General features: G+C 74.4%; 15 protein-coding genes. 10 read left to right on the top strand and 5 right to left on the bottom strand.

All coding sequences use genetic code 11. The features are described from left to right. The first annotated feature begins 20 nt into the window (after positions 1-20). The 4 genes from O7625_RS29575 to npdG all read left to right on the top strand — a co-directional run bounded on the left by O7625_RS29575 (position 21) and on the right by npdG (position 3,901). Positions 21-293, top strand: a complete 273-nt coding sequence (locus tag O7625_RS29575; protein ID WP_282343209.1) for a hypothetical protein — start codon at positions 21-23, stop codon at positions 291-293. A gap of 82 nt (positions 294-375) precedes the next feature. After that, complete coding sequence (locus O7625_RS29570) at positions 376-1,449, top strand: HU family DNA-binding protein (protein WP_282343207.1); 1,074 nt, start codon at positions 376-378, stop codon at positions 1,447-1,449. Between the two features lie 65 nt (positions 1,450-1,514). Further along, positions 1,515-2,948 carry an RNB domain-containing ribonuclease gene (locus O7625_RS29565; RefSeq protein ID WP_282343206.1) on the top strand — a complete coding sequence of 478 codons (1,434 nt, stop codon included), beginning with the start codon at positions 1,515-1,517 and terminating at the stop codon, positions 2,946-2,948. Positions 2,949-3,202: 254 nt separating this feature from the next. After that, positions 3,203-3,901: an NADPH-dependent F420 reductase gene (npdG, locus tag O7625_RS29560; RefSeq protein WP_282343205.1), complete on the top strand. Its 699-nt coding sequence runs from the start codon at positions 3,203-3,205 to the stop codon at positions 3,899-3,901. 161 nt (positions 3,902-4,062) lie between these two features. Here npdG and O7625_RS29555 read toward each other — a convergent pair whose 3' ends face one another. The 3 genes from O7625_RS29555 to O7625_RS29545 all read right to left on the bottom strand — a co-directional run bounded on the left by O7625_RS29555 (position 4,063) and on the right by O7625_RS29545 (position 7,685). After that, positions 4,063-4,578, bottom strand: a complete 516-nt coding sequence (locus O7625_RS29555) for a hypothetical protein (RefSeq protein ID WP_282343203.1) — start codon at positions 4,576-4,578, stop codon at positions 4,063-4,065. Positions 4,579-4,839: 261 nt separating this feature from the next. Further along, positions 4,840-5,685 (bottom strand): 3-methyl-2-oxobutanoate hydroxymethyltransferase, encoded by an 846-nt coding sequence (gene panB / locus O7625_RS29550; RefSeq protein ID WP_282343201.1) that lies wholly within the window; start codon positions 5,683-5,685, stop codon positions 4,840-4,842. Positions 5,686-5,924: 239 nt separating this feature from the next. Beyond that, positions 5,925-7,685: an NAD+ synthase gene (locus O7625_RS29545; protein WP_282343198.1), complete on the bottom strand. Its 1,761-nt coding sequence runs from the start codon at positions 7,683-7,685 to the stop codon at positions 5,925-5,927. Between the two features lie 245 nt (positions 7,686-7,930). On the opposite strand from O7625_RS29545, the gene glnA reads away from it, so the two are divergent. The 4 genes from glnA (at position 7,931) to O7625_RS29525 (ending at position 11,321) form a co-directional block, all read left to right on the top strand. Then, the gene (glnA, locus tag O7625_RS29540) at positions 7,931-9,280 is read left to right on the top strand and encodes a type I glutamate--ammonia ligase (RefSeq protein ID WP_282343196.1); all 1,350 of its coding nucleotides are present in this window, start codon (positions 7,931-7,933) and stop codon (positions 9,278-9,280) included. A gap of 167 nt (positions 9,281-9,447) precedes the next feature. Then, positions 9,448-9,873: a DUF350 domain-containing protein gene (locus O7625_RS29535; protein ID WP_067306037.1), complete on the top strand. Its 426-nt coding sequence runs from the start codon at positions 9,448-9,450 to the stop codon at positions 9,871-9,873. Between the two features lie 161 nt (positions 9,874-10,034). Beyond that, on the top strand, positions 10,035-10,727 hold the full coding sequence (locus tag O7625_RS29530; protein ID WP_282343193.1) for a WYL domain-containing protein: 693 nt from the start codon (positions 10,035-10,037) through the stop codon (positions 10,725-10,727). 219 nt (positions 10,728-10,946) lie between these two features. Then, positions 10,947-11,321, top strand: coding sequence for a VOC family protein (locus O7625_RS29525; protein ID WP_282343192.1), 375 nt, complete (start codon positions 10,947-10,949; stop codon positions 11,319-11,321). 231 nt (positions 11,322-11,552) lie between these two features. On the opposite strand, the gene O7625_RS29520 is transcribed toward O7625_RS29525, so the two are convergent. After that, complete coding sequence (locus O7625_RS29520; protein WP_282343191.1) at positions 11,553-12,029, bottom strand: hypothetical protein; 477 nt, start codon at positions 12,027-12,029, stop codon at positions 11,553-11,555. Positions 12,030-12,369: 340 nt separating this feature from the next. Continuing rightward, a complete protein-coding gene (locus O7625_RS29515; RefSeq protein ID WP_282343189.1) occupies positions 12,370-13,305 on the bottom strand; it encodes an LD-carboxypeptidase in 936 nt (311 codons plus the stop codon). Positions 13,306-13,563: 258 nt separating this feature from the next. Between O7625_RS29515 and O7625_RS29510 the strand changes: the two genes are divergently transcribed. Both O7625_RS29510 and O7625_RS29505 read left to right on the top strand, forming a co-directional pair. Further along, positions 13,564-14,328 (top strand): type 1 glutamine amidotransferase, encoded by a 765-nt coding sequence (locus O7625_RS29510; protein WP_282343187.1) that lies wholly within the window; start codon positions 13,564-13,566, stop codon positions 14,326-14,328. A 1-nt stretch (position 14,329) separates the two neighbouring features. Beyond that, positions 14,330-17,341: a bifunctional [glutamine synthetase] adenylyltransferase/[glutamine synthetase]-adenylyl-L-tyrosine phosphorylase gene (locus tag O7625_RS29505; protein WP_282343184.1), complete on the top strand. Its 3,012-nt coding sequence runs from the start codon at positions 14,330-14,332 to the stop codon at positions 17,339-17,341. Positions 17,342-17,347 lie beyond the last annotated feature (6 nt).

Genomic DNA, 17,347 nt, shown 5'->3' with positions numbered 1-17,347 from the left:
GAAGTCCGAGCACGTCTACTGTGGAAGTGGTCGTGACCGATTGCGGCGATCCGGTGGCGGTCGGGCTGCGCCCGGTGCACAGTGATCTCATGAACGACAGCGGAAGTGGTGGGCCCTACTACTGGTGCACCCGACACCACCGGGTCGAGACCGATGCCGACGTGTGCCCTGCCAAGCACGTTCTCGGACCGTATCCCTCGGCAGCCGACGCGCAGAACGCCCTGCAGAAGGTGCAGGAGCGCAACGAGGCGTGGGAGGCCGAAGACGCCCGCTGGGCCGGGGAGGGCAACTGAACGGCGCGGGACGGCCCGCGTCGAGGACTCCGTGCCTCCGTGGGGAGGCACGCGGGAGCATGTCCCCAAGGAGGGAACCGAGATGGCCGAAGCAACAGAGGCCACCACCCGCCCGGCCGTGACGAGGACCGCCGCGGCGGAGCGGACCGCTGGCGCGACCCGGAGTACCGCGGCCCGACGTTCCAGCACCACCACGGCTGCGGCCCGCAGGGTGTCGGCTGGCCGGGCGACGGCGAGCGCCGCGGGCGCCGGCTCCGGCCGGACCCCGGCCGCCGGTACGACCACCGCCCGGAGGGCGGCGGCCGGTAGGGCCGGCGGGGCGAAGAAGGCCCCGGCCACCAGGAGTCCCGCCAAGAAGGCCCCCGCCTCGACGTCGGCGGCGAAGAAGGCCCCGGCCGCCAGGAGCACGGCGACGACGGCAGCCGCGTCGACGTCGACCGCGAGGAAGGCCCCGGCGAAGAAGGCCGTCGGCAAGACCACCGTCGCCGCCCGGAAGACCGCCGGAGCGGCGAGGAAGACCACGGCGACCGCCCGGAGCGCGGCGGCCAAGAAGACCACGGCGGCGAAGAGGACCACGGCGGCCGCGGCGAGGAAGACCGCGGCGACCGCCCGCACCGCCGCGAAGAAGTCCACGCCCGCGAAGAAGTCCACGCCCGCGAAGAAGTCCACGCCCGCGAAGAGCGCGGCGGCGAAGAAGGCCACGACGGCGGCGAAGACCATGCCCGCCAGGAAGACCACGGCAGCCAGGAAGACCACGACGGCCAAGACCACGGCGGCCAAGACCACGGCGGCCAAGACCACGGCGGCCGGGAAGACGACGGCGGCCAGGAAGACCACGGCGGCCAAGAAGACCACGGCGGGCGGGAAGGCCGTGCCCGCCAAGAAGACCGCCACGGTCAGGAAGGCACCGGCCAAGAAGGCGCCGGCCCGGAAGTCGACGGCGAAGACGGCGCCCGCGTCGAAGTCGACCGCGAAGACGGCCCCGGCCAGGAAGACGAGCGCGACGACCACCCGCAAGGCGGCGGCGAAGAAGACGGTCGCCACGAAGACGGTCGCCACGAAGGCCAGCGCCCGCAAGGCCCCCGCCCGGACCGCGGCGGCGCGGGCCGGCGCACCGGCCGGTGCCCGGTCCCGGGCAGGTAAGGCCACCGGCTGACCGTACGGAGACCACCGGCCGCCCGCCGGAGAGCGGATCACGCGGCACGCTGCCAGGATTGACCCGTGGTCATCCGACGTGTGCTCGCGCCCCGCATCGACTTCGGCGCGCTGCGCCGCGAGCTGGGACTGCCTGACGGCTTCCCGGCTGCGGCGCAGCGCGAGGCGGACGAGGCGGCGCACGCCCCGCTGCCCGCCGCGGCCGACCGTACCGACATCCCGTTCGTCACGGTCGACCCGGCCGCCTCCCGCGACCTGGACCAGGCGATGCACCTCGGCCGCCGCCCCGGTGGCGGCTACCGGGTGCGGTACGCCATCGCCGACGTCGCCACCCACGTGCGTCCCGGCGGCCCGCTGGAGGAGGAGACCTGGCGGCGCGGCCAGACGGTCTACCTGCCCGACGGGAACGTGCCGCTGCATCCGCACACGCTCAGCGAGGGGGCCGCCAGTCTGCTGCCCGACGTCGACCGGGCGGCGGTGCTCTGGACCATCGACCTCGACGCCGACGGGGCCACCGTCGCCGTGGAACTGGAACGCGCCCTGGTGCGTAGCCGCGCCAAACTGGACTACGCCGGGGTGCAGGTGGCCGCCGACACCGACCGGCTGCCCGAGCCGATCGCGCTGCTGCCCGAGATCGGTGCCCTGCTCACCGCTCGTGGCCTGCGCCGGGGGGCGATCAACCTGCCGCTGCCCGAGCAGGACGTCGAGCCCGACGGGGACGGCTGGCGGCTGGTGCTGCGCGGCCCCGGCCCGATGGAGGACCACAACGCCCAGATCTCCCTGCTCACCGGGATGGCGGCGGCGGACATCATGCTCGCCGGCCGGATCGGTCTGCTGCGTACCATGCCGCCGCCGAAACCGGAGGCGGTGGCCCGGCTGCGGGCGGCGGCGGCCCCGCTGGGCGTGCACTGGCCGGACGGGGTACGGGTCGGCGAGGTGCTGGCCGGGTTGGACGCCTCGCAGCCCCGGGCCGCCGCCTTCGTCGACCAGGCGGCCGAGCTGATGCGCGGTGCCGCGTACACGGCGTTCGACGGGGAACTGCCCGGACAGCCGGAACACGGCGGGGTCGCCGCCGCGTACGCGCACGTCACCGCCCCGCTGCGCCGGCTGGCCGACCGGTACGCCACCGAGGTCTGCCTGGCCCTGCACGAGGACCGCCCGGTACCGCAGTGGGCACGTGCGGCGCTGCCCCGGCTGCCTGAGGTGATGGCCTCGACCGACCGTACGGCGGGCACCGCCACCCGGGGGGCGATCGAGCTGGCCGAGGCGGTGCTGCTGGAGCACCGGGTGGGGGAGACGTTCTCGGCGGCGGTGCTGGACGTGGACGCGCCCCCGAACGGCCAGTCGAAGCCCGGCCGGATCCCCGGCGGGACGGTGGCGCTGGACGATCCCCCGGTACGCGCCCGCTGCACCGGGGAGCTGCCCCTGGGTGAACGGGTCACCGTCCGTCTGGTCACCGCCGACCCGGTCGAACGCAAGGTCCTCTTCGAGCGCTCCTGAACACCCCCGGCGACGTTCCCGGCCCGGCGACGTCACCGGGCCGGTGCGGCCGATGGTCGTTGCCGGCCGATGGTCGGGGGCCGACGGTCGCGGGCGGCCGATGGCTGGTACGGCCGGCTGGTGGGGGCGGCGACGGCCTGGGGGCGGCCGACGGTCGCGGGTGGCCGGCCGTTGCGGGTGGCCGTTGGTCGGGGCGGCCAGTGTCACAGCGCCGTGCGCCGGTGGTGGCGCGGGCGGTTTGCGAGGATGGCGTCATGGCATACGACGCGAGCACCCTCCCCGACGTGTCCGGGCTGACCGTCGGCATCATCGGTGGCACCGGCGACCAGGGGCGGGGGCTGGCCTACCGGTTCGCCCGCGCCGGCCAGCAGGTGCTGATCGGATCCCGTTCCGCCGAGCGGGCCGCCGAGGCGGCGGCGGAGATCGCCGCGCTGCCCGGGCTGCCCGCCGGGGTCGACGTAACCGGTGCCGGCAACGACGAGGTGGCCCGTCGCAGCGACGTGGTGGTCGTCGCGGTGCCGTGGGACGGGCACGCGGCCACCGTCGCCGCGCTGGCCGGGCCGCTGGCCGGCAAGATCGTCGTCGACTGCGTCAACCCGCTCGGCTTCGACAAGCAGGGTCCGTACGCCCTGCCGGTCGCCGAGGGCAGCGCCGTGCAGCAGGCGGCGGCCCTGCTGCCGGACTCCCGGGTCTGTGCGGCGTTCAACCACGTCAGCGCACCGTTGCTGGCCGACCCGGAGGTCGACCGGATCGACCTCGACGTGCTGATCTGCACCGAGGAACGGGAACTGGTCGACGTCGTCGGCGCGCTGGCCGCCCGGATCCCCGGCATGCGCGGCATCTACGCCGGGCGGTTGCGCAACGCCCACCAGATCGAGGCGTTCACCGCCAACCTGATCGCCATCAACAAGCGCTACAAGGCGCACGCCGGCATCCGGGTCACCGACCTCTGATCCGCCGCCCGCCCCACCCGCGCGCCTTGTTACCGAGATCTTGGAGGGAAAGTGCCCCCAGGGGGGCCGAATACCGCCAAGATCTCGGCGTACAGCGCCGCACCCCAGCTCGTGGGGGCGGAGGCGGGTGCGGTGGCGTGGGCGTGGTGGAGGGCGGGCGGTCAGAAGTTGATGTCGACGCCGGCCTTCTTGCAGGCGGTGTTCGCCATCGCGCTGGTCTTCTGGAACTCCGGACGGTCGGCGGCGGCTTCCATGTCCGGGGCGGTCGCCACCCTGCCGGCGGCGACGCCGAACGCGGCCAGCGCGGTGGCTGCCTCGCTGGCAGGGCTGCCGGCGGTGGCCTTGGCCAGTCCGGTCGCCATCTCCGTGTAGGCCTTCTTCAGCGCCGGATTCGGGTCGCCACCCGACGTGGCGGCCTTCACGACCTCGGCCTTCGTCTCGTCGGCGATCTTCTTCGCCGCCGTGCAGAGCTTCTTGTCGGCGGTCGGGTCGGCGGCCGCGGTCGGGTCGGCGGCGGTGGGATCCCCGGCTGCCGTGGAAGAGGAGGCGGACGGCGCGGCAGTGGTGGCGGAGGCCGACGGTGCCGCCGTCGTCGGCGTCTCCTCTTCGCTGCACGCCGCGAGGGCGAACACGAAGACACAGGTCAGGGCGACAGTTGACAAGCGGGCAGGCTTCACGGGCGGAACCCTAGCGGCTTTCCCCGGCCCGTGGTCGCCCGTCCCGTCCTGCGGCACCCCACCCGTCGGAACGCCGCCCGCGCCGGGAGCGCCGCCCCGCGGGGGTGGAGGACACGACAGGGGTGGAGGACACGACGGGGTGGTGGGACACGACAGGGGTGGTGGACACGACGGGGAGGTGGACCAGGGGTGGTGGAGGTGAGTGGACGTGACGGGGGCGGTGGACAGCGGTCGCCACCGCCGCCACCGCCCCCGTCACGCTCAGAACGTGTGCTCGGCGGCCGGGAAGTCGCCGCCGCGTACCTCGTCGGCGAAGCGGCGGGTGGCCTCGGTCAGCGCCCCGGCCAGGTCGGCGTAGCGCTTGACGAACCGGGGGGCCTTCCCGGTGCGTAGCCCGGCCATGTCCTGCCAGACCAGCACCTGGGCGTCGGTGTCCGGGCCGGCGCCGATGCCGACGGTGGGGATCGCCAGTTCGGCGGTGACCCGCTTGGCGACGTCGCCCGGCACCATCTCCAGTACCACCGCGAACGCGCCCGCCCCGGCCACCGCCCGCGCGTCGGCCAGCACCTCGTCGGCGGTGTCGCCGCGCCCCTGCACCCGGTAGCCGCCCAGGGTGTGTTCGCTCTGCGGGGTGAACCCGATGTGCGCCATCACCGGGATGCCCGCGCCGGTGATGGCCGCGATCTGCTCGGCGCAGCGCCGGCCACCCTCCAGCTTCACCGCGTGGCAGCCACCCTCCTTCATGAACCGCACCGCCGTGCGCAGCGCCTGCGTCGGCCCCTCCTCGTACGAGCCGAACGGCAGGTCGCCGACGACCAGGCTCTGCCGGGTCGCCCGGACCACGGCGCGGACCAGCGGCAACAACTCGTCGACGGTCACCGGCAGGGTGGTCTCGTAGCCGAACACGTTGTTCGCCGCCGAGTCGCCGACCAGCAGCGCGGGGATCCCCGCCTGGTCGAAGATCGCGGCGGTGTACTGGTCGTACGAGGTGAGCATCGCCCACCGGTCGCCGCGCTCCTTGGCGGCGATCAGGTCGCGGGTGCGGACCCGGCGGGTGGCCGGCCCGCCGTACAGGGCGGTCACCTCGGTCGGGGTGGACTCCACCATGACTGTCTCCTTTCCTCGAGGCCGCTGTCGCGGTCCCCGGGCTCTGCCGCGATCGTCGCACCGCGCGACCGGTCGACGGCAGGGAACAGTGCAGGATTTCACTCCGCCGGGGTGAAGCCGACCGCCCGCCGCAGCACCGCAGCGCCGCCGGAGCGCCGACCGCCGGGACGCCGACCAGCCGGGACGCCGACCGGTGCGGAGCCGGCCGGAGTGGGTGGTGAACCGGCCGGCCGCGGTGCTCAGCCGTCCTCGCGCCAGCGGTTGGTGATCGGCAGGCGACGGTCCCGGCCGAACGCCTTCATCGAGATCTTCGTGCCGGGTGCGGACTGCCGGCGCTTGTACTCGGCGGTGTCCACCAGCCGCAGCACCCGGTCGACCACCGCCGGGTCGTGGCCGGACTCGACCAGCCCGGCCCGGCCCAGGTCGCCGTCGACGTAGCCGATCAGGATCGGATCCAGCACGTCGTACTCGGGCAGGCTGTCGCTGTCGAGCTGGCCCGGGCTCAGCTCGGCCGACGGCGGCTTGCCGATGGAGTTCTCCGGGATCGGCGGGGTCTCGCCGCGGCGGGCCGCGTCGGCGTTGCGCCACTTCGCCAGCCGCCAGACCAGCGTCTTCCAGACGTCCTTGACCGGGTTGAACCCGCCGACCGAGTCGCCGTAGAGGGTCGAGTAGCCGACCGCCAGCTCGCTCTTGTTGCCGGTGGTGAGGACCAGGTGGCCCTCCTGGTTGGACAGTGCCATCAGGATGACCCCGCGGACCCGGGCCTGGAGGTTCTCCACCGCGACCCCGGACAGCGAGATGTTGGCCAGGAAGGTGTCCACCATCGGCTGGATCGGCTCGACCCGGTAGTCCAGGCCGGTCCGTTTGGCGAGATCCTCCGCGTCGGCCCGGGAGTGCTCCGAGGAGTGCTGGCTGGGCAGCGAGACGCCGACCACCCGCTGCGGCCCGAGCGCGTCGACGGCGAGCGCGGCCACCACCGCCGAGTCGATGCCGCCGGACAGGCCCAGCACCACCGAGGGGAACCGGTTCTTGTTGACGTAGTCGCGCAGACCCAGCACCAGCGCCTGCCACACCTCGGCCTCGTCGGCCACCGGCGCCATCAGGCCGCCGTCGGCCGCCGGCCCGGTCGGGGCCGCCGGAACCCCCTCGACGGTACGCCGCAGCACCCGCATCCCGTCGGCGAGTTCCTCGGTCTCGGCGGCGTGCGGGCCCGCCCCGGCCAGCTCCACGTCGTGCACGAGCAGGTGCTCGACGAACTGCGGCGCGCGGGTGAGCAGGTCGCCGTCGGCGGTGACGATCATCGAGTCACCCTCGAAGACCAGCTCGTCCTGGCCGCCGACCATGTTGACGTACGCGATCGGGGCACCGGCCTCGACGGCCCGGCGACGCACCAGCGGCAGCCGTACGTCGTCCTTGTTCAGCTCGTACGGCGAGCCGTTGATGTTGACCACCAGGCCGACGCCGGCCTGCCGGGCCACCGCGAACGGGCCGCCGGCCTGCCACAGGTCCTCGCAGATGGTCAGCGCCACGTCCACCCCGGCGACCCGGACCACGGTCAGGGTGTCGCCGGGCACGAAGTAGCGGTCCTCGTCGAACACCCCGTAGTTGGGCAGGTGGTGCTTGAAGTAGCGGGCCACCACCTCGCCCCGGTGCAGCAGCGCGGCGGCGTTGCGCGCCCCTCGACCGGGCTGCGCGTCCCCGCTGACCTGGGGTGGGCCGTCGGCATCCAGGTAGCCGACCACGACCGGCAGGTCACCGAGGCCGTCGGTGGCCAGGTCGGCGGCGAGCCGGTGCAGCGCGGCCTGCGAGGCGGCGACGAAGGAACGGCGGAAGACCAGGTCCTCGACCGGGTAGCCGGTGAGCACCATCTCCGGGAAGGCGACGAGCTGGGCGCCGGCGTCGGCGGCCCGACGGGTCCAGGCGCGGATCAGCTCGGCGTTGCCGGCCGTGTCGCCGACGGTCGGGTTGACCTGGCACAGGGCCAGACGCAGGGTGGTCATGTACTCATCTTGCCCCAGTGGCGGCCGGTCGATCCGGTGGCTCCGACGAGACGACGGACACCCTCCGGCCGACACCCGGCCGGCCCGGTGCTGGTGGCGGGGCGCCCGCTGATCCGGCGGTCGGGACACCGCAGGACGAGCGGCGGCAGGTCGCGTAACGTCTGCTTAACCAGGCCGGTGGAGACTGGGCGGTCAGGACGGACCGGCCGACCGGTGCCGGACGAACGTGGCGAGGGGTTGGGGAAGTGGACCGTCAGCAGGAGTTCGTCCTCCGCACGCTGGAAGAGCGGGACATCCGGTTCGTCCGGCTGTGGTTCACCGACGTGCTGGGCACGCTCAAGAGCGTCTCGGTCGCTCCGGCGGAGCTGGAGGCGGCCTTTGAGGAGGGCATCGGGTTCGACGGCTCGGCCATCGAGGGCTTCGCCCGGGTCTTCGAGTCCGACATGGTCGCCATGCCGGATCCGACCACCTTCCAGGTGTTCCCCTTCGAGGGCGGGGTGAGCGGCGAGAGCGCCCGGATGTTCTGCGACATCCTGCTGCCCGACGGCGGCCCGTCCTGGGCCGACCCGCGGCACGTGCTGCGCCGGATGCTGTCCAAGGCGGCCGAGAAGGGCTTCACCTTCTACACCCACCCCGAGATCGAGTTCTTCCTGCTGGAGAACGGCCCGCAGGACGGCTCGGTGCCCATCGCCGTGGACTCCGGCGGCTACTTCGAGCACACCACGCACGCCGTCGCGCGGGACTTCCGCCGGCAGGCCGTGCTGGCGCTGGAGCGGATCGGCATCTCGGTGGAGTTCAGCCACCACGAGGTCGCCCCCGGCCAGCAGGAGATCGACCTGCGGTACGCCGACGCGCTGACCACCGCCGACAACATCATGACCTTCCGGCACGTGGTCAAGGAGGTGGCGCTCTCCACCGGCGTGCAGGCCAGCTTCATGCCGAAGCCCTTCACCGACCAGCCGGGCAGCGGCATGCACACCCACCTGTCGCTGTTCGAGGGGGAGCGCAACGCCTTCCACGACTCCGGTGACCCGATGAAACTGTCGAAGGTGGCGAAGTCGTTCATCGCCGGGCTGCTGATGCACGCCCGGGAGTACACCGCGGTCACCAACCAGTGGGTCAACTCGTACAAGCGGCTGTTCCCGCAGGCGTTGCCGGACCGGATCACCGAGAGCCCGGCGTACGTCTGCTGGGGGCACCTGAACCGGTCGGCGCTGGTCCGCGTCCCCGCGTACGGCAAGCCGAACTCGGCCCGGGTGGAGGTCCGCTCGCTGGACTCGGCGACCAACCCCTACCTGGCGTTCGCGGTGATGCTCGGCGCGGGCCTGAAGGGCATCGAGGAGGGCTACGAGCTGCCGCCGGGCGCGGAGGACGACGTCTGGTCGCTGACCAGCGCCGAGCGGCGGGCGATGGGCTACGAGGCGCTGCCGGAGAACCTGTCCGAGGCGATCGACGTGATGGCCGGCTCCGAACTGGTCGCCGAGGTGCTGGGCGAGCACGTCTTCGACTTCTTCCTGCGCAACAAGCGGGCCGAGTGGGAGCAGTACCGCCGCGAGGTCACCCCGTACGAGCGGCAGCGGTACCTGTCGCTGTAGCGCGTACCGTCGGCCGGGGTCGTCCGCGACGGGGCCGACGGCGGCCCGGTCGCCCGACGGTCCGCATCTCGGCCGGTCCGGGGGCTGTCGGTGGTGGTGCGGTGCCGCTATCGTCTCGATCACCGTGCCGGCACCCGCGCCGGGCGCAGGAGGTCGGGAGGCCGTCGGTGCTGGAGGATCTGCTCACCGGAGCATGGCAGAGCGTCGTGTTCGGTGTCGTCGGGGTGGCGCTGATGGCGGCCGGCTTCGTGCTGGTCGACGTGCTCACCCCGGGCAAGTTGCGCGAGCTGATCTGGATTCGGCGTAACGGCAACGCCGGGCTGCTGCTGGCCGCCAACCAGCTCGGCGTCGCCGGCATCGTCTTCACGGCGATCGTGACCAGCTACGACGACTTCGCCAAGGGGCTCGCCTCGACGGTGATCTTCGGGCTGATCGGGCTGGCCGTCATGGCGCTGGCCTTCGGTGTCCTCGACCTGCTCACGCCGGGCAAGCTCGGCGAGGTCATCTGCTCCGACGAGCCGCACCCGGCGGCCCGGGTCAGCGCCGCCACCCACTTCGGGGCGGCCCTGATCGTCTGCGCCTGCATCGCCTGACCGGGCTGCAGGCCGACCGGTCGCCGCCTCGACCGGGCTGCCCGTCCGGCCGGACCGTTGCCCGACCGGGCTGCCGTCTCGCCGGGTCGCGGCCCGACCCGGTTCGTGTCCGGTCGACGGCGGCGGCGCGGTTCGTCGTACCCCCGTCGTAGCGTGCGGAGATGAACCGGACGGACCGTCTCTACGCCCTGGTGGAAGAGTTGCGGGCGGTGGCGCCCAGGCCGCGCAGCGCCCGCTGGCTGGCCGGCCGTTTCGAGGTGAGCACCCGCACCGTCGAACGGGACATCGTCGCCCTGCAGGGGGCCGGCGTGCCGATCTGGGCCGAGCCCGGCCGTGCCGGCGGTTACGTGGTCGACCGTGCGTACACCCTGCCACCGGTCAACCTGACCGCTGCCGAGGCGGTGGCGATGGCGGTGGCCCTGCACCGCCTCGCCGGCACCCCGTTCGCCGAGGCGGGCGGCACCGCGCTGCGCAAACTGCTCGCGGTGCTGCCGGCCGCCGACGCCGCCGACGCGCGTCTGCTCGCCGGGCGGGTGCTGCTGATCGGCGTCGGGCCGGCCACCTCCGTCCCGGCCGTCGTCGCCGGCGCGGTCGCCGCCCGCCGGGTGCTCCGCCTGCGGTACGCCGACCGGCGCGGCGTGGCCTCGTCGCGCGAGGTCGAGCCGCTGGGCTACCTGGGCAACAGCCGGCACTGGTATCTGTTCGCCTGGTGTCGGCTCCGCGGCGGGCCGCGTTGCTTCCGTACCGACCGGATCGTCGGCGTGGAGGTGCTGCCGGAGCCGGTGACCCGGGAGTTCCGCCCCGACGAGGTGGACGTCCCGCCCGAGCGGTTGCACCGGCTGAGCCTCGCGTGAGGCTGGTCCCGGGGGCGGCGGGTCCGGCCGGGAACCCGGGGCGCGGCGGGTCCGGGAGCGGCGGATGCGGGGGCGGCGAGTCCGGGAAAGGTGGGGGCCGGGGCGGGTCGTCGCCCGGGAGTTTTCCGCAAACACCGACAGGACGGTGTCGCGGACGCTCGGCAGGCTGGCCGCCGAGCCCACCGGCCGCCCGGCCGGCAGGGGGACAGGAGGCAGCGCGTGACCAGCACACCCATCACCTGGTTCGAGATCGGCACCGACCGGCCGGAGGAGGTACGAGGCTTCTACGCCGAGTTGTTCGGCTGGAGCTTCGCCGTGGAGGACCCGGCCGGCGGTGGGTCCTACCAGACGACCACCGCGGGGCAGCCGGCCGGCATCGGCGGAGGGATCCGGCTCCTCCCCGAGGGCGCACCCGGGTACGCGATCCTCTACGCCGAGGTGACCGACGTGGCGCAGACGTGTCGGCGGGCCGAGGCGGCCGGCGGTACGGTGCTGACGCCGCCGGGGACCACGCCGAACGGGTTGACCCGGGCCCGCCTGCGCGACCCGTCGGGCAACCTGCTCGGTGTCTTCTCCCCGCCGGCGACCACCTGATCGAGCGGGGGCGGCGTCGCGGTACCGGCCGGGTGGCCACCGCGACACCGCCCCCGCTACGTCGGTCACCGGCCGACTGCCACCGCGACGCCGCCCTTCTCGCGTCGGTCACCGGCCTGGTGGCCCGCCGCGACGCCTGTCGGTCACCGGCCGGCTGCGACGCCTGTCGGTCACCGGCCGGGTGGCTAGCGGCGACGCTGGTCGGTCACCGGCCGGGTGGCCGGCGGTGGGTCACTTGCCGGGCGGGCCGTCCGGGCCGCCGCGGTGGCCGGGGCCACCCGGACCCGGGAACACCCCGGACTCGACGGCCTTGGTGATCGCGTCGGCCTGCTCCTGGGTGAGCTTGCCGTCCTCGACCGCCTGGGCCAGCCGCTCGGTCAGCTTCGCCTGCCGGTCCTCGGCCGACGGCCGTTCCGGCCGGTCACCCTTGACCCGGTCCTTGTGCTGCTCGCGCACCTTGTCCAGCGCGGCGGTCACCTTGTCGGTGTCCACGCCCAGCTCCTTGGCCAGCGCCTCGGCGAACTCGTGCTGCCGGCCGGCGCGTTCGGACTGCCGGTCGGTGCCCTGCTCGGCCTCGCTGCTGACACTCGGCGTCGGGGTGGATCCACCCTCGGCGAAGGCCACCGTGGGAGCGGCGATCCCCACCCCGAGCACGCCGGCGGCGGCGAGGCCGACCAGCAGCTGCTTCTTCGACATCGTGCGGGACATCAGTCCTCCAGTATCTCGGTGGTGATGCGTTGACGTCACCGACAGTGACCATCGAATCTGAGAAAACCCCGTCCCGATCCTGTCCCCCAGCTGAAAGTTCCGCCCTCCGGCCCGCCGGCTCCACCCACCGGCCCGCTGATTCCGCCCTCCGGCCCGGCAATTCGCCCCTCCGGCCCGGTGATCAAGAGGTTTAAGACGGGAATGCGCTTTCCGTCCGCCCAAACCTCTTGATCACCGGGGTCCGCCTGCCTAAACCTCTTGATCACCGGGGTCCGGCCACCGGACCTCTTGATCACCGAGGTGGGTGGGCGGGGGAGGGGTGGGGAGGGGAGGGGAGGGATTACTGGACGGCGGGGGTGAGGGTGAGGGTGTCGGTCGTGGTGTCCAGGGTGGCCCGGGTGTGGACGGGGACGGTGAGCTGGCCGGGGCCGTGGCCGATCGGCAGGCCACCGAGGACCGGCACGCCCAGGTCGCCGAGGCGGTCGGTGAGGACGTCCACGACGGTGGTGTCCCACCCGTCGGCGCAGTCGGTGAACTGGCCGACCGCGACGGCGGCCAGGCCGTCCAGCGCGCCGGCGCGGCGCAGGTGGGTGAGCATCCGGTCGACCTTGTACGGGGGCTCCTGCACCTCCTCGACGAGCAGCACCGCCCCGGTCAGGTCGGGCATGTCCGGGGTGCCGATGGTGGCGGTGATCAGGCAGAGGTTCCCGCCGATCAGCCGACCGGCCGCCCGCCCCGGTACCCGGACCGGATACGTCGTCTCCTCCGGCACCGCGGCCACGGTCACCGGGGCGGTGGTCATCAGCGCGGCGTGCAGCGACTGCGCCGAACGCAGCGGCGTGCGCTCGTCGACCCAGGCTGCCCCGGGACCGTGCACGCCGGCCAGCCGGGCACCCCGCCAGAGCGCGAACTGCAGGGCGGTGATGTCGGAGAAACCGGCCACCACCTTCGGATCCCGCCGGACGGCGGCCATGTCGATCAGGTCGACCACCCGCTGTGCGCCGTAACCGCCCCGGGTGCAGATCACCCCGCGTACCTGCGGGTCGGCGAAGGCGGCGTTCAGATCGGCGGCGCGCAGCGCGTCGTCCCCGGCGAGGTAACCCCGGCGGGCGTACGCGTGGGGTGCCACCACCGGCCGCAGCCCCCAGCCGGTCAGCAGCTCGATGCCGCGCGCCACCCGCTCCGGCCGGGTCGGCCCGGACGGCGAGACCAGCATCACCGTGTCGCCCTCGCGCAGCACGGGCGGACGCAGGACGGACGGGTCGTCGGCGATCACAGCGGCCGAGCATAGTCGCCCCGCCGGGCCGGACCGCGCTGATCCGGACCCCCGTTCGCGGCCCACCGACCCGGCCCGGGCCGGACCTGCTGTCGGCGCATCGACCCGCCCGGGGCGGTCCCGCTGTCGGCCCAGCCCTATACGGTCCGCCGTCGGCGCGGCGACCCGACCCGCGGCGACCCGGCCCGCTCCGGTCGCGCCGGCGGTCGACGCGAGGCGTCCCGGGCGGCTGTCGACGTACCCGATAGCCTCGACGGCGTGGGAACCGCACTGGTGATCGAGAACGACCCGACCGACGACCCCCGACGGCTGGGGGACTGGCTGGTGGAGGGGGGCCTGGAACTGCGGGTGCTGCGCCCGCACGCCGGCGACGAGCTGCCCGACGACCTGACCGGGTACGTGGCGCTGGTGGTGCTCGGCGGCGACCAGCACGCCTACCCGTCGGCCGACGGCACCCCCGGCGCACCCTGGTTCCCGAAGCTCGAAGGGTTGCTGCGCAAGGCCGTCCGGCACCGGGTGCCGACCCTCGGCGTCTGCCTCGGCGCGCAACTGCTGGCCACCGCGCACGCCGGCCTGGTCGAGCGCAGCCCGTCCGGCCCCGAGGTGGGTCCAGGGGTGGTCGGCCGGCGCGACGCCGCCGAGAGTGACCTGCTGTTCCGGTACGTGCCGCTGATCCCGGACGTGCTCCAGTGGCACGCCGACGAGATCACCGAGCTGCCCCGGGCCGCCACCCTGCTGGCCGCCTCGACCCGCTACCCGCACCAGGCGTTCCGGCTCGGTGACCGGGCCTGGGGTCTCCAGTTCCACATCGAGTGCGACACCGCGATGATCGCCGGCTGGGCGCACGGCTCCGAGCTGCTCGCCGAGCTGGGCTACGACGAGGACCTGGTGGTGGCCGCCTGCGACCGGGTGATGGCCGACGTCGAGGAGGTGTGGCAGCCGTTCGCCGTCCGCTTCGCCGCTCTCGCCCTCGGCGAGCTGGCCGACGACACCCGCCGCAGCCTCCCCCTGCTCGGCCATTGAGATGAGCAGACCCACCAGGGGACGGCTGGCCCGTTACGGCTTCGCCGAAGGCGACGGTGGTCCGCGCGCCGCCGACCTGCTCGGCTCGGACGGGCTCGGGCTGTGGCGGGCCGACGAGCAGGAACCCGCCGACCGGGCGGCGGCCGACCTGCTGGCCGCGCTCTCCCGGGCCGCCGACCCGGATCTGGCACTGCGCCAGCTGCACCGGATGGTGGAGTCCGAGCGGCGGACCGCCACGGCGACGGGGTCGGGGGTGCTGGCCGCGCTCGCCGCCGACCCGGGCCTGCGGCGTCGGCTGGTCGCCGTCCTCGGGGCGTCCTCCGCCCTGGGTGACCACCTGGTCGCCAACCCGGGCCAGTGGACGGTGCTCGGCACCGCCCCGGACGGGCTGGCCCCCACCGCCGACGGCCGGCTCGGCCTGGCCCTCGCCGGGCGGCTGACCACCGCCACCGCGCCGGTGGCGGTGCTGCGGCAGGCGTACCGGCTGGCGTTGCTGCGGATCGCGGCGGCCGACCTGACCGGGGGGCGGGGCCTGGAGCAGGTGATGTCGGCGCTCTCCGCGCTGGCCGACGCCACCCTGGCGGCGGCGTACGAGATCGCGGTGGGCGAGCTGCCGGCGGGGACGCCCCGGCCGCGGCTGGCCGTGGTGGCGATGGGCAAGTGCGGCGGCGGCGAGCTGAACTACGTCTCCGACGTCGACGTGATCTTCGTGGCCGCGACCGACGAGGACCTGCCCGCCGCGACCACCGTCGCGGCCCGGTTGATCCATGTCTGCGGCCTGGTCGCCTGGCCGGTGGACGCCGCGCTGCGTCCGGAGGGCAACCGGGGGCCGCTGGTCCGCACCCTGGCCAGCCACCTCGCCTACTACCAGCGGTGGGCCCGCACCTGGGAGTTCCAGGCGCTGCTCAAGGCCCGGCCGGCCGCCGGTGACCTGGCGTTGGCCGGCGAGTGGGTCGACGCCCTCGCCCCGCTGGTCTGGCGGGCGTCCGAGCGGCCCGAGGCGGTCTCCGACGTACGCGCCATGCGCCGCCGGATCATCGACAACATCCCGCCGAAGGAGCTGGACCGCGAGATCAAGCGGGGTCCGGGCGGGCTGCGGGACATCGAGTTCGCCGTCCAGCTGCTGCAACTGGTGCACGGCCGGGGCGACGAGTCGCTGCGGGTGCCGGGCACCGTGCCGGCGCTGCGCGCGTTGGTGACCGGCGGCTACGTCGGGCGGGCCGACGGCGAGGCGCTGCTGCGCGGGTACCGCTTCCTGCGCGGCGTCGAGCACCGGCTGCAGCTCCAGGCGCTGCGGCGCACCCACACCGTGCCGACCGAACCGGCCGCGCTGCGCTGGCTGGCCGCCGCGCTCGGTTACGCCGCCATCCCCGGCCGCAGCGCCGTGGAGAGCTTCCGTGTCGACTGGGTCGCCCACGCCACCGAGGTACGCCGGCTGCACGCGAAACTGCTCTACCGGCCACTGCTGGAGTCGGTGGCCCGGGTGCCCGCCGACGGGCTGCGGCTCACCCCGGAGGCGGCCCGGCACCGGCTGGAGATCCTCGGTTTCGCCGACCCGGCCGGTGCGCTGCGGCACCTCCAGGCCCTCACCGGCGGGGTGAGTCGGACCGCCGCGATCCAGCGGACCCTGCTGCCGGTGCTGCTCAGCGAGTTCGCCGACGCGCCCGAACCGGACCGGGGGCTGCTCAACTACCGTCAGGTCTCCGACAAGCTCGGCAGCACCCCGTGGTACCTCCGACTGCTGCGCGACTCCGGCCCGGTGGCCCGCCGGCTGGCCCGGGTACTGTCGTCGTCCCGGTACGCGGCCGACCTGCTGGCCCGGGAACCGGAGGCGCTGCGGCTGCTGGCCGAGGAGAACGAGCTGGCACCCCGGTCCCGGGAGGTGCTCGGCGACGGGTTCGCCGCCGCCGCCGCCCGGCACGCCGACCCGGTCGAGGCGACCCGGGCGGTCCGCGCGCTGCGCCGCCGGGAACTCGTCCGGATCGCCTGCGCCGACGTGCTCAGCCGGGCCGGTGGGTTGGCCCCGCGCCCCGAGCGCGGCGCACCGACCGGCCCGCTGGCCGACGTGACCCGGGTCGGCACCGGGCTGTCCCACGTCACCGACGCCACCCTCTCCGCCGCGCTGCGGGCCGTCCGGGCCGCCCAGCCGAAGCTGCCCGGCCTGCGGTTCGCGGTGATCGGCCTGGGTCGCCTCGGCGGGTACGAGTCGAACTACCTGTCCGACGCCGACGTGCTCTTCGTCTACGACGCGCCGGCCGGGACGGCGGAGAGCACGGCCAGCGCCACCGCGCACGCCATCGCCGAGGAGCTGCGTCGGCTGCTGAGCGCCCCGGCCCCCGACCCGGCGCTCGGGGTCGACGCCGACCTGCGCCCGGAGGGACGGCAGGGGCCACTGGTCCGCAGCCTCGCCGCCTACGCCCAGTACTACGCCCGCTGGTCCCGGGTCTGGGAGGCGCAGGCGCTGCTGCGCGCCCGGTTCGTCTGCGGCGACAGCGACCTGGGGGCCGAGTTCGAGGCGATGGTCGACCCGGTCCGCTATCCGGCCGACGGGCTGACCCGCGAGCAGATCGTCGAGATCCGGCGGATCAAGGCCCGGGTGGAGAACGAGCGGCTGCCCCGGGGCGCCGACCCGGCCACCCACACCAAGCTGGGGCGGGGTGGTCTGGCCGACGTCGAGTGGGCGGTGCAGCTGCTCCAGCTCCGGCACGCGGGGGCGTACCCGCAGCTGCGCGGGACGCGTACCCTCGATGCGCTCGCGGCGGCGCGGGACGCCGAGCTGGTCGATCCCGCGGACGCCGCCGCGATGGCCGCCGGGTGGACCCTCGCCGCGCAGGTCCGCAACGCGCTGATGCTGGTCCGGGGTCGGGCCGGCGACCAGCTCCCCCGGCACGGGGTGGAGCTGGCCGGGGTGGTGCGGTTGCTCGGCGCGGACGACCCGGGGGAGTTCCTCGACGACTACCTGCGCACCGCCCGGCGCTCCCGGACGGCGATGCAGCGGGTCCTGGAGAGCTGAGCCCGC

This window comes from Micromonospora sp. WMMD714 (genome assembly GCF_029581315.1).
GTDB lineage: Bacteria > Actinomycetota > Actinomycetes > Mycobacteriales > Micromonosporaceae > Micromonospora > Micromonospora rifamycinica.
This window is presented reverse-complemented; position numbering and strand designations above follow the sequence as displayed.